The 12,432-nt window shown below is 39.6% G+C and carries 10 protein-coding genes; all 10 read left to right on the top strand.

Annotated features, from left to right (window positions below; translation table 11 throughout):
* The first annotated feature begins 118 nt into the window (after window positions 1–118).
* The 10 genes from RWN13_RS18895 to RWN13_RS18850 all read left to right on the top strand — a co-directional run bounded on the left by RWN13_RS18895 (window position 119) and on the right by RWN13_RS18850 (window position 11,776).
* On the top strand, window positions 119–985 hold the full coding sequence (locus RWN13_RS18895; protein WP_314066945.1) for an ABC transporter permease subunit: 867 nt from the start codon (window positions 119–121) through the stop codon (window positions 983–985).
* A gap of 15 nt (window positions 986–1,000) precedes the next feature.
* Window positions 1,001–1,900: a carbohydrate ABC transporter permease gene (locus RWN13_RS18890; protein WP_314066864.1), complete on the top strand. Its 900-nt coding sequence runs from the start codon at window positions 1,001–1,003 to the stop codon at window positions 1,898–1,900.
* Window positions 1,901–1,916: 16 nt separating this feature from the next.
* The gene (locus RWN13_RS18885; RefSeq protein WP_314066862.1) at window positions 1,917–3,545 is read left to right on the top strand and encodes a sugar ABC transporter substrate-binding protein; all 1,629 of its coding nucleotides are present in this window, start codon (window positions 1,917–1,919) and stop codon (window positions 3,543–3,545) included.
* A 154-nt stretch (window positions 3,546–3,699) separates the two neighbouring features.
* On the top strand, window positions 3,700–4,335 hold the full coding sequence (locus RWN13_RS18880; protein WP_314066859.1) for a YesL family protein: 636 nt from the start codon (window positions 3,700–3,702) through the stop codon (window positions 4,333–4,335).
* A gap of 33 nt (window positions 4,336–4,368) precedes the next feature.
* Window positions 4,369–5,325 carry a LacI family DNA-binding transcriptional regulator gene (locus RWN13_RS18875; protein WP_314066856.1) on the top strand — a complete coding sequence of 319 codons (957 nt, stop codon included), beginning with the start codon at window positions 4,369–4,371 and terminating at the stop codon, window positions 5,323–5,325.
* Between the two features lie 170 nt (window positions 5,326–5,495).
* The gene (locus tag RWN13_RS18870) at window positions 5,496–5,804 is read left to right on the top strand and encodes a GNAT family N-acetyltransferase (RefSeq protein WP_399553702.1); all 309 of its coding nucleotides are present in this window, start codon (window positions 5,496–5,498) and stop codon (window positions 5,802–5,804) included.
* A 241-nt stretch (window positions 5,805–6,045) separates the two neighbouring features.
* Window positions 6,046–7,092 (top strand): NAD(P)/FAD-dependent oxidoreductase, encoded by a 1,047-nt coding sequence (locus tag RWN13_RS18865; RefSeq protein ID WP_314066853.1) that lies wholly within the window; start codon window positions 6,046–6,048, stop codon window positions 7,090–7,092.
* Window positions 7,093–7,305: 213 nt separating this feature from the next.
* Window positions 7,306–8,793, top strand: coding sequence for an aldehyde dehydrogenase family protein (locus RWN13_RS18860; protein WP_314066850.1), 1,488 nt, complete (start codon window positions 7,306–7,308; stop codon window positions 8,791–8,793).
* Window positions 8,794–9,086: 293 nt separating this feature from the next.
* Window positions 9,087–10,703 carry a CTP synthase gene (locus RWN13_RS18855; RefSeq protein ID WP_314066847.1) on the top strand — a complete coding sequence of 539 codons (1,617 nt, stop codon included), beginning with the start codon at window positions 9,087–9,089 and terminating at the stop codon, window positions 10,701–10,703.
* Window positions 10,704–10,909: 206 nt separating this feature from the next.
* Complete coding sequence (locus tag RWN13_RS18850; protein ID WP_314066845.1) at window positions 10,910–11,776, top strand: class II fructose-bisphosphate aldolase; 867 nt, start codon at window positions 10,910–10,912, stop codon at window positions 11,774–11,776.
* Window positions 11,777–12,432 lie beyond the last annotated feature (656 nt).

Below are 12,432 nucleotides of genomic sequence, written 5' to 3'. Positions count from 1 at the left end.
GTTTCGATAAAACGTTGAATCGGTGAAAGGAGTCGTTATGAAAAAAACAGCAGTCAAAACAAAAAAAAGTCCTAAAGAACGTTTTCAGTTATTTTTAAATCAGTGGCAATTGCAGTCGATGGTTTTGCCAGGCATTTTGTTTCTTTTTGTCTTTTCCTATATTCCTATGTATGGGTTAGTTATTGCCTTTAAGCACTACACAGTGATCGACACGATGGCTAGTGCCCCTTGGGTTGGATTAGAGAATTTTAGAATTATCTTAGAGGATAAATACTTTTGGGAGGCCGTTATCAACACCTTGGGAATCAGCTTGTTGAAATTAGGCATCGGATTCTTTATTCCAATCTTCCTGTCTATTATGATTTTTGAAGTAAAAGCAGGACCATTTAAGAAAATCGTTCAAACGATTTCTTATTTACCTCATTTCCTTTCATGGATTATATTGGGTGGCATGCTAATCTCCTGGCTTTCAACAAATGGTTTATTCAATCAAATGCTGATGGCTTTGGGAATTATTGAAAAAGGTGCCAATCATCTCTTGGATGCAGATAAGTATTGGATGATTGCGGTCCTTTCAGATATCTGGAAAGAAGCAGGATGGGGAACGATTCTTTACTTGGCAACTATGTCAAAAATTGATCCGACTTACTATGAAGCAGCTAAAATTGATGGGGCTAATAAGTTTAGCCAAATTAAAAATATTACGATTCCATTGCTAACACCGATTATTTCGTTAAATTTAATCTTGAATATCAGTGGCTTACTTGGTTCAAACTTAGATCAAACATTGGTTTTGATGAATTCACAAAATACGGCGAAATCTGAAGTTATTAACTCTTATGTTTACCGGATGGGGTTAACTCAGGGCGATTTCTCTTATGCAACAGCTGTTGGCTTAGGAATTTCAATCGTTTCGATTATCTTGTTGATCATCACTAACTTTTTAACTAAAAAAATGAACGATAACGAATCTGTTATCTTGTAGGAAGGAGCAAAACACATGGAAGCTGCACCAAGAAAAGCGAGTGCCAAAGTCAAAGACGGTCGTGTCTTTAACGTCATTAACGTGACTTTGCTAGTTATCTTTACCTTAATTATCATCGTGCCAATTTGGAACGTTCTCGTCATGTCTGTTAGCTCTGGACCGGGGATGGCAGAAGGCGGTGTGTCATTGTGGCCACAAGGCTTCACTTTACAAAACTATCAAAAGGTTTTTGCCGATGAAAGTATCTGGCGGGCCTTCTTTATCTCTGTGAGTAAGACCGTCATTGGGGCCTTCACTCATGTGCTCTTTTGCGCTATGGTTGCCTACGGCTTAAGCAAACGAAATTTAGTTGGTCGTAGTTTTTATACAAAATTCGGCGTATTCACCATGTACTTTGGTGGTGGCATGATTCCGATGTACTTGTTAATTCAATCATTAGGCCTCTTAAATAATTTTTGGGTCTACATTATCCCAGGCTTATTGAGTTATTATGATGTGATTATCTTGATGAACTTTTTCCGTGATGTTCCGGCTTCATTGGAAGAATCAGCCAAGATTGATGGGGCCAACGATTGGACCGTCTTCACACGAATTTTCTTACCGTTGTCCAAGCCAGCCTTAGCGACCATTACACTCTTTAGTGGGGTCTCTCAATGGAATGACTTTATGACAGCCAAAATGTATATTTCAGATAAAAATTTGTACCCATTACAAATGAAAATCTATGAAATTATCGTTAAATCCCAAACGAAAGCCTTGGACAATCAATCCGCTGTGGATGTACTTGTTCAAACAAGTAGTAAGGGCGTTCAACTGGCAACAATTGTCATTACCACGGTACCAATCTTAATGATTTATCCATTGCTTCAAAAATATTTTATTTCAGGAATGATGGCAGGAGCCGTTAAAGAATAGGAAAAGGGGAGAGAAAATGGTTAAGATGAACAAAAAATTAGTTTTAGGTGTGTCACTACTTGCAGTAGCCACATTGACACTTGCAGCATGTGGGGGCAAAGAAAAAGATAAGAAGGCTAAAGAAGTCTCACTTGAAGGTCGTTATGAACTAGATGCGACAAAACCAGCTTGGGAATTAGATAAACAAAAAGATAATAAACTGAAATGGTACATCAACGCAGACTGGTTGAAACTTGACTGGGGCGAAGACATGGTAACGGCTAAAATTAAAGAAGATTTAAATTTAGATGTTGAAATTATTACGGGTGATGATACGAAATTAAATACCATGTTTTCAGGTGGCGAGCTACCTGATATTGTAACATTGACAGACTTTAACTCAGCCGCAGCCAAAAAAGCTGACACATGGGCGCTACCATTAACGGACTTAGCTGAAAAATACGATCCTTACTTCAATGAAGTCGCAGCTCAGGAAACGATGAACTGGTTCCAATTAGCTGATGGTAATACCTATGGTTATCCAAACTTCTCCAATACAACACAGGATTATAAAGACAACATTATGCCAGTTAACACAAACTTTATTATCCGTAAAGACGTCTACGAAGCAATTGGCAAACCAGCTTTGGATACGCCAGAAAACTTCCGTAAAGCGATGGCTGATATTCGTGCTAAATTCCCAGACTTACTGCCATTTGGTTTTAACCCAGTTGTCGACACGACAGGTGCTTTAGAAAAACCATTGCAAGACTGGATTGGTGTGCCACTGGAAACTGAAGATGGCGAGTTTTATGATCGTAATTTAGATGAAGATTACTTAACTTGGTTAAAAACCTTGAATGAAGTTTACCAAGATGGCAATATTACCGATGACAGTTTTGCTGATGATGGCCCAACCTTTGATGAAAAAGTTAAAGCTGGGAAGTATGCCACTATCTTATTAGATGGAATTAGCAGTCAAGGTGGTCGTCTACAAGAATTTAACAATGCCAATCCAGGTAATGAGTACTTGCCAATTGATGGCCCGCAAAGTACTAAAGGCAATGAACCTACTTTAAATGCAACTGGTTTATCTGGTTGGATGATTAACTATATTTCTAAAGACGCTAAAGATCCAGCAAAAGCCATCCAATTGTTTACCTATTTAATTAGTGAGCAAGGTCAAATCTTGACTAAATTCGGTATTGAAGGCGAAACATTCCAATACACAGCAGATGGTAAGATTGAAATTTTACCTGAAATTCAACAACTAGCTCTTGATAAACCAGAAGAATACAGCAAAAAGTACCGTCTGACAGAATTCTTATTATTCAGTCACGACCGTATGAACTTGTTGGCAGCACCGAAAAAAGATTTCTCATTGAAGAAAATGCAAGAGTGGGGCGTTGGCAAACTAAAACCTCATTACATTATTGAAAACATCAAACCAGAAGCCGGGACTGCTGAAGCTCGCAGCTTTGAAGCCGTTGAAAAAAATTGGCACACAAGCTTAATCAGCATGCTTCGTTCAAAAGATGAAAAAGAATTTGATAAGAACTTAGAGTCTTATAAATCTTTCCGTGAAGACAACAAGTGGGATGATATTGTGAAAATTCAAAACGAAAAAATGGCAGAGAATCGTAAGAAACTAGATTTGCCTAAATAGATGTGTCGATCAACAAAAGAGGGGAATTTTCCCCTCTTTTTGTCTAATGACCTATTTTAGGAGTGGTTATTTAAGACTTAAGTCCATTAAAGAAATCGTTATTTTATGGTAATATAAGAGAGTAAACAAGTAGTGAAAGGTAAAGGTGTTAAAAATGGATCATTTTTTTAGAGTAGATGGCTTTTTCTTTGCTTTTCTGAATCGAGTGGCCAACCTGGTTATTTTGAATCTTTTTTTTATTGTCTCATGTATACCCATCGTGACGATTGGACCAGCCGTGAGCGCGTTGTATCAAGTTAGTTTAAAGTCAGTGGATGACGCTTATTTAAGAGTTTATAAGGATTATACTAAGGCCTTTAAAGAAAATTTTTTAGCCAGTAATCTCTTGTTTTTAGTTCATTTTTTTGCAATCGCTCTGTTGGGGCTAGTACTGCTAATGGTGAGCCGTTTTAATTTGTTGCTATCCTTGCCATTTTTTATTGTCGCAGCAGGATTGTGTCTGTATTTACCTTTTTCATTTGCGTTAATAACAGTCCAAAACAACAGTTTGGTTAACACGATAAAAGGCGCATTTTATTTGATGCTTTCACATGTAGCAGAATCAATTTTAATGTTTGGTGAAGCGATTATCATCTTGGTCCTCCTTCCCATCTTTATTCCAAAGAGCTTGGTTTTTCTCTTGAGTTTTGGATTCTCATTCGTCTGTTACTTACAAGCTCGTACTCTGAAGAAAATTTTTAAACAAGCCTTCGATAAGACCTCAGAACCTAGTGATGATGTTAATCTATAAGGTCTATCAGCATAAATATAAGGAGGAATGACCATGGCAGGTATCAAAGAAATTGCCAAAAGGGCAAATGTCTCTATTTCGACAGCATCATACGCATTAAACAACAGCCCAAAAGTCAAAGCTGAAACAAAAGAACGCATTTTAGCGATTGCCAAGGAATTAAATTATATTCCTAATATGGCAGGGCGGACGTTAAAGAAACAGAAAACCGATTTAATTGGTATTTATTTAACCAATTATGGCGGTGCTTTTTACGGCTCATTAATGAAAGGCATTACAGATGGGCTAAATGCCGAGGGCTATGACGTCATTATTTGTTCAGGGGAAAAGTCTCACTTATTTGTCCCAGAAAAGATGGTAGACGGGGCGATTATCCTTGATTCAACTTTCCCAACCGAAGAGATAAAAAACTATGTGGACCGGGGGCACAACATTGTGGTTCTGGATCGTCGTATCAAGTATAAAAACTTGTGCAATATTTTACTTGATAATAAACGAGGCTCTACACTAGCAATTGACCTTCTAGCAGATGATCAACCAGAGAAAGTTTATTTGGTCACTGGACCAAAAGACACTTACGATAGTGAAGAGCGGTTGAAGTATGCCATAAAACAATTGGAGTATCTGGAATTAGAGTATGAGATTATCTCAGGTGACTTCTCAAAGGAAAGTGGGATGAAAGCGGCAGAAAAAATTTATCAAAAAGGACAAAAAAATCAACATGTTTTTTGCCTCAATGATGAGATGGCTATTGGGATGTATGATTTTTTTGGTGAGACGGATTGGACAATCGGTCAAGAAATTCAACTAGTTGGCTTTGATGATACAGAAGTCAGTCACTACGTAACCCCACGTCTAACTACTATTCGCTACTCAAAAGAAAAGTGGGGGGCCATAGCTGCGGCTAAGTTAATTGCCATGTTAAAAGGTGAGAAAGTTAAGAATGAAATCATTCGAACTCATTTAGTTAGAGGGGAATCAGTTAGGTAACTTTTGTTTGAATCCTATTTAGAGGAGATACTAAATTAATAGAATTAAGAGCAATTACTAAAGAGAATGTTGAAGCCCTCTGCGCTCTGGAAGTAACCGAGGAACAAAAACGGCAAAACATCATCTCAGAGAATGCCGATTCCTTATGCGAAGGGCGGTCTTTACCAGAGGTGGCTCGCCCCTTTGCTATCTATGCCGATAATCAAGTGGTAGGATTTACTATGTTTGCTTTTGATTATCAAAGAGACACTTTCTGGTTATGGCGTTTAATGATTGGCAAAGAGTTTCAAGGAAGAGAGGATGGCAAAGCAGTGATTCCCCTTATTATTCAGTATTTCCGAGATGAAGAGGTGACAGAAGTGAAGCTAAGCACAAAACCGGATAGTCAGTCAGCATTGACTCTTTACAAAGGCTATGGTTTTATCGAAACAGGACAACTGTTAGAGGATGAAGTGGAGTTGGCTTTACTTCTTAGCTAAAATAATCTCCAAAAGGGTGGGGTCTCAATTGAGAGACCTTTCTTTTTGGGGATTTTGTTTAATCATGGTTATTTTATCCTTTTTCTGTCTAGTCTTGCTTTATTTGTGAAAACTCTTTATAATTTTAATTGAGAGTGATTCTCATTTTCATTTAGGGCGGAATCATTTATAGCTGATTTTAGGTGAATCGGGAAAGGTAACAAACCTATGATCGGTGGAAGAAGAGAAGGGGACGTGTACAATGACAGAGATATTTGATGTGACAATTGTCGGTGGTGGACCTGCCGGTTTATTTAGTGCTTTTTATAGTGGCTTAAGAGAGATGAAAACAAAAGTAATTGAGTACCATGAGACATTAGGTGGTAAACTCAATGTTTACCCAGAGAAAATAATTTGGGATATTGGCGGCTTACCGCCTCAACCAGCTGGTAAAGTGATTGAACATCTGGTGGCTCAAGCTCTATTCTTTAAGCCCACGATTGTCACCGGTGAAAAAGTAGTCAGCATTGATCAAGAGGGTGAATGCTTTGTACTGACCAGTGAAGCAGGCAATAAACATTATAGTAAAACGATTATTATGGCGATTGGCTACGGCTTATTGAAGCCGACAAAGTTGCAAATTGACGGAGCCGAAAAATTTGAATTAACTAACCTGCTATACACCGTTCAAAACCCGGCCTCATTAAAAGGGAAACGAGTGTTAATATCTGGTGGCGGTAATTCAGCGGTTGATTGGGCTAACTTACTTGAACCGATTGCGGCAGAGGTTCATCTGTCCTACCGTAAAGACCAATTAAAGGGTCATGAGGCTGAAGTGACGAAATTATTGGACAGTCAGGTTCGTTATCATAAAAGTCATGATATCCAAGCATTGGTAGCTAATCCAATTGATTCCACCAAAATTGAGCAAGTGGTCTTAAAAGAAACTCAGACTGGGGCACTTAAAGAGGTTGAGGTCGATGTGGTCGTCATAAACCACGGATTTGAATACGAGAGTACGATTTTTGACAATAATAGCGTTGGTTTGAGGACGGTGGAAGAGTATTACATTCAAACAGCAGCCAGTAACATGTCTGAGATTCCAGGGATTTTTGCGGCAGGGGATGTGGTCAAACACGATGGTAAGCTACACTTGATTGCAGGAGCTTTTCACGATGCTTGTAATGCTGTTAATCAGGCCAAACTGTACATTGAGCCAGACGCCTATGAATACGGGCGAGTCAGTTCTCACAACGAGTCCTTTGCGGAAGAAAACAAGGAATTAGTTAAAGCTTTTTTTGTTGATTAATAACAGTTATATAAAGTTGATACTGAAAATGGCATCGATGATAAAGTGAGCAGACTTTTATCATTGATGCCGTTTTTTTTAGGGTATCTATTAGATGAATACTGGGGTATATGTCTTCGAATAATGAAATATGATGATAAAAACCTTGCATTTCTTTGTGAAAGCGGTACAATATTTAATACGACTATCTTTTCAAAAAATGGAGGTAATAACATGGTAAAGACAATTGACTTACAAAAGGAATACGGTTTATTCATCAATGGGGAATGGACAAAAGGGACGGAGGGGTCCTTGATTACAGCCGTTAGTCCAGCCAATGGCGAGAGATTGGCTGACTTTGTTGATGCTACTGATGCCGATGTGGATAGTGCTGTTGTGGCTGCCAATCAGGCGTTAACAGGGTGGCGGAAAATCAGTGTTGAGGAGCGGAGTCGGTTACTCTTGAAAATTGCTGATGTGATTGACGACAACCAAGATCATTTGGCAATGATTGAGGCACTAGACAATGGTAAACCGATTCGTGAGACCACTAATATCGACCTACCTTTAGGGGCAGATCACTTTCGCTATTTTGCTGGGGTCATCCGCAGCGAAGAAGGTGCGGCACAAACCTTAAGTGAAGACGTCTTGAGCCTAGTCTTAAAAGAGCCAATCGGTGTCGTCGGCCAAATTATTCCGTGGAACTTCCCATTTTTAATGGCAGCTTGGAAAATTGCTCCTGCTTTAGCAGCTGGCAATGCAATCATCATTCACCCATCATCTAGCACCTCCCTAAGCATCTTAGAGTTTGCTCGTTTAATCGATGGGATTTTACCAAAAGGCGTGCTTAATGTGATTACGGGACGTGGCTCTAAATCGGGGGAATACATGCTTCATCATGAGAGCATTCATAAACTAGCTTTTACCGGTTCGACGGAAGTGGGCCGCAATGTAGGCATTGCCGCAGCCAAACGCTTAGTGCCAGCCACCTTGGAATTAGGAGGTAAGTCGGCCAATATCTTCTTTGATGATATGCCTTTTGAAAAAGCGATTGATGGAGCTCAGCTGGGAATACTCTTTAATCAAGGTCAGGTTTGCTGTGCAGGCTCACGGATTTTTGTTCAAGAGGGAATCTATGATAAATTTGTGACACGTTTGATCAGCGAATTTGGTAAGGTGAAAGTAGGTATGCCCTGGGAAATCGAGACGCAAATGGGCGCTCAAGTCAATGAAAAACAAGTGATGGATATTTTAGCGTGTATTGAAAAAGGCAAGGCAGAAGGTGCTACTGTGGCTGTTGGGGGTCATCGTTTAACAGAAGGGGAACTAGGGAAAGGCTGTTACGTGGCACCGACCTTGCTGACAGAGGTCACCAATGAGATGTCTGTGGCCCGTGATGAAATTTTCGGTCCAGTTGCAGTAGTGATTAAATTTAAGGACGAAGACGAGGTAATTGCCATGGCCAATGATTCGATTTATGGATTAGGTGGCGGTGTTTGGACGGAAAATTTAAACAGAGCACTAAAGGTTAGCCGACAGTTGGAAACAGGACGAGTATGGGTCAACACGTATAATGCTATTCCGGCAGGCGCCCCATTTGGAGGCTACAAACAATCGGGGATTGGTCGGGAAACTTATAAATCAATGCTTGATGCATACAGCCAGACGAAAAATATCATGATCAATACGAGTGAAACCGGTTCAGGTTTTTACTCGTCATAATTTATTTATAAAATAACAAAGTTTTTGATTGACGTGAGGTCCAATACCTTGTATCATTTTTATTGGGCACCCTTGAAACAAGGGCTAGTCAAAATGATTGTTATTTACGCTCCCTATTCGTGATGAATAGGGAGCTTTTGCGTTTGCCAGAGATCCCCTAAGCCTGCTAGTTTCTTTTGATAGATAAATATGTCACTTGGTTGTTAAAGTGGCTTAGAGAATGATTTTAGGCACCTGGCATGGCCTTAAGAGTTAGTGTTCCCCCCGGAAAAGAAGAAAGAGGGCGTTTTGTAATGACAACGAAGTATATTTTTGTAACAGGTGGTGTGGTATCATCAATCGGTAAAGGGATTGTAGCAGCCTCACTTGGGCGTTTGTTAAAGAACAGAGGATTGAAGGTAACCATTCAAAAGTTTGACCCGTACATTAACATTGACCCTGGGACTATGAGTCCTTATCAGCATGGTGAAGTATTCGTTACGGATGACGGAGCGGAAACCGACTTGGATTTGGGCCATTACGAGCGCTTCATTGATATTAGTTTAAACAAGTTCTCCAATGTGACAACCGGTAAAGTCTACGAAGAAGTCTTAAAGAAAGAACGGCGTGGCGATTATCTGGGTGCAACAGTTCAGGTGATTCCACACATTACGGATGAATTAAAGAGCCGTATTATGCGAGCGGCTGAAACAACGGGGGCTGATGTGATTATTACCGAAGTCGGCGGAACTGTTGGGGATATTGAATCCTTGCCATTTTTAGAAGCTTTGCGCCAGATGAAACGGGATGTTGGTTCTGATAATGTGATGTACATTCACACGACCTTAATTCCTTATTTAAAAGCGGCTGGTGAAATGAAGACTAAACCAACTCAACATAGCGTTAAAGAGTTGCGCAGTTTAGGAATCCAACCAAACTTGTTAGTCGTTCGAACGGAGCAAGCCGTTCCTCAATCGATGAAAGATAAATTGGCCTTGTTCTGTGATGTAGAGGCGAAAGCCGTGATCGAATCATTAGACGTGGAAACCTTGTATTCGATTCCGTTAAACTTACAGAAACAGGGCATGGATCAGTTGGTTTGTGATCACTTAAAACTGGAAACACCAACAGCTGATATGAGCGAGTGGCAAGCACTTGAACAGCGAGTGTTGAATTTAACTCGTAAAACGCGGGTTGCCTTAGTAGGGAAATATGTTGAACTGCCAGATGCTTATTTATCTGTGGTAGAAGCGTTAAAACACGCTGGCTTTGATTATGATGCTGATATTGAGCTGGATTGGGTCAATGCGGAAATGGTGACCCCTGATAATGTGGCTGAGATGTTAGGAGAGGCTGATGGTATTTTAGTTCCAGGTGGCTTTGGTGATCGTGGTCTTGAAGGGAAAATCGAGGCGATTCGTTATGCTCGAGAAATGGATGTGCCCTTTTTAGGAATTTGCTTGGGCATGCAATTAGCTTGCGTGGAGTTTGCTCGCAATGTGGTTCACCTGCCTGACGCTGGTTCAGCCGAAAACAACCCAACTGTGACCAACAACATAATTGACCTAATGACTGACCAGGAAACGGTCACAGACTTAGGGGGGACCTTGCGTCTTGGTCTGTACCCATGTCAATTACAAGAAGGTAGTCGAGCTTGGCAGGCTTATGGCGAACAGTCGGTAGTGGAAGAACGTCACCGCCATCGTTACGAGTTTAACAATCAGTACCGAGATGTCATGGCTGGGCACGGTTTGGTGTTCTCAGGCGTTTCGCCAGACAACCGCTTAGTAGAGATTGTGGAACTAAGTGATCATAAATTTTATGTAGCAGCTCAATTTCATCCAGAGTTGATTTCTCGACCTAATCGCCCACAACCTTTATTTAAAGCATTTATTGGGGCTACTTTAGGCGAACCTGTCACAAAGGATTAAGGGAAGTAGGATTACACGTTTAAAGAGTTGTTTTCGGAAAGTATCAGGAAATCCAATGAAAACTCGTGTAAATGTGAAATGTTTTTCAAATAAAGCGAGAATTTTCAGCTTTTAGGTAGAAATGTACTCTTATTTCTGCTAAAATATGTATGTCAGTTAAGTTCGACTTAACAAAAATTGTTTTCCACTAATAGGAGGAATTGTAAATGGCATTAGTATCAGCAACAGAAATGTTAAAAAACGCCCGTGAAGGTAAATATGCAATTGGAGCGTTCAACACAAACAACTTAGAATGGACAAAAGCTATTCTAAAAGGAGCTCAAGAATCTAACTCTCCAGTCATGATTCAAACATCTATGGGAGCAGCTAAATATATGGGCGGCTACCAATTATGTGTCCACATGGTTGAAGATCTAATTGACTCTATGGGAATTACAGTTCCAGTAGCACTTCACTTAGACCACGGTGAATATGAAGATGCATTAAAATGTATCGAATTAGGCTATACGTCTGTTATGTATGATGGTTCTCATCATCCATTTGACAAAAACTTAGAAGAAGCGAAAGCTGTTGTTGCGAAAGCTCATGCTAAAGGCGTTTCTGTTGAGTGTGAAGTTGGTAGTATCGGTGGAGAAGAAGACGGAATCATCGGTTCTGGTGAGTTAGCTGATCCTGCTGAATGTAAACAAATGTCTGATACTGGAATTGATTTCTTAGCAGCTGGTATTGGTAATATCCACGGTTCTTACCCAGAAAACTGGACTGGTTTAAGCTTCGATACATTAAAAGCTATTGCTGATGTGACGGATGGCAAACCTCTAGTATTACACGGTGGATCTGGTATTCCTTTAGAGCAAGTTCAAAAAGCAATCTCTTTAGGCGTATCTAAAATCAACGTAAACACTGAGTGTCAAGAAGTGTTTGCAGCAGCAACTCGTAAATACATCGAAGAAGGAAAAGATCTTGAAGGCAAAGGTTTTGACCCTCGTAAATTACTAGAACCAGGTACAACTGCTGTGACTGAACTAGTGAAACAAAGAATCGAATGGTTCGGTTCAAAAGGTAAAGCATAATCAATTAGGAAAGGCAGGGCTTAAGGCTCTGTCTTTTTTTTGTGGAAAATAGGTCTGTTAAAATGATATTAAAAAAGATAGAAGTTGATTATGTAGTAGAAGTTTGGCATCATCATCGTTTAAATTTTCTTTAAAATTTCCGAAACTAAGTAAATAATTGTCCAGTTTTTTCGTGGTACTTGTGTAAAGGTAATAATGTAGAGGGAATAGAGCGATAAAAGTCTAACTCAAATGGTTAATTTTTGTGTAAGAAATACTGAAATTAGGTAAGGATGAGGCATTTTAGTTCGTATTAATGCTGAAGGGGAAACTATTTAGGGGACAAGTTACAATTTACAAGTTAGAAGACACCATAAACTTTGAAAATGAACAGTTGTTCAGAGAAACGAGATGGAGCGGATGAGTTTATTCTGTCTAAAGTAGTTGGATTGAGAAATGACTACTGGCTGTAGTCAAAAAATAGGATAACGGACTCAAAAGTAATAAAACAAGGATGAGAGAAGAAATCGCTCATGGGTCTGATTGTCATTTTGAGAAGAATGGATTAGAAATTAAGCAGTTATAAAATGAGTGAGGAATTCAGCCGTTGGTTGAGGATTCAATTTTTTAGAACAACAACAAAATCGGATGAAAAAGCGAATGATTGAAGTGGTTGC

This window comes from uncultured Vagococcus sp. (assembly GCF_963518325.1).
Classification (GTDB): Bacteria; Bacillota; Bacilli; order Lactobacillales; family Vagococcaceae; genus Vagococcus_D.
Note: the sequence above shows the minus strand (reverse complement) of the source record. Positions and strands in the feature narration are given on the sequence as shown.

Bases quoted from the DNA above. Each gene is read 5' to 3' on its own strand.
- RWN13_RS18895 (WP_314066945.1), top strand. From the start codon at position 119: ATGGTTTTGCCAGGCATTTTGTTTCTTTTTGTCTTTTCCTATATTCCT.
- RWN13_RS18890 (WP_314066864.1), top strand. From the start codon at position 1,001: ATGGAAGCTGCACCAAGAAAAGCGAGTGCCAAAGTCAAAGACGGTCGT.
- RWN13_RS18885 (WP_314066862.1), top strand. From the start codon at position 1,917: ATGGTTAAGATGAACAAAAAATTAGTTTTAGGTGTGTCACTACTTGCA.
- RWN13_RS18880 (WP_314066859.1), top strand. From the start codon at position 3,700: ATGGATCATTTTTTTAGAGTAGATGGCTTTTTCTTTGCTTTTCTGAAT.
- RWN13_RS18875 (WP_314066856.1), top strand. From the start codon at position 4,369: ATGGCAGGTATCAAAGAAATTGCCAAAAGGGCAAATGTCTCTATTTCG.
- RWN13_RS18865 (WP_314066853.1), top strand. From the start codon at position 6,046: ATGACAGAGATATTTGATGTGACAATTGTCGGTGGTGGACCTGCCGGT.
- RWN13_RS18860 (WP_314066850.1), top strand. From the start codon at position 7,306: ATGGTAAAGACAATTGACTTACAAAAGGAATACGGTTTATTCATCAAT.
- RWN13_RS18855 (WP_314066847.1), top strand. From the start codon at position 9,087: ATGACAACGAAGTATATTTTTGTAACAGGTGGTGTGGTATCATCAATC.
- RWN13_RS18850 (WP_314066845.1), top strand. From the start codon at position 10,910: ATGGCATTAGTATCAGCAACAGAAATGTTAAAAAACGCCCGTGAAGGT.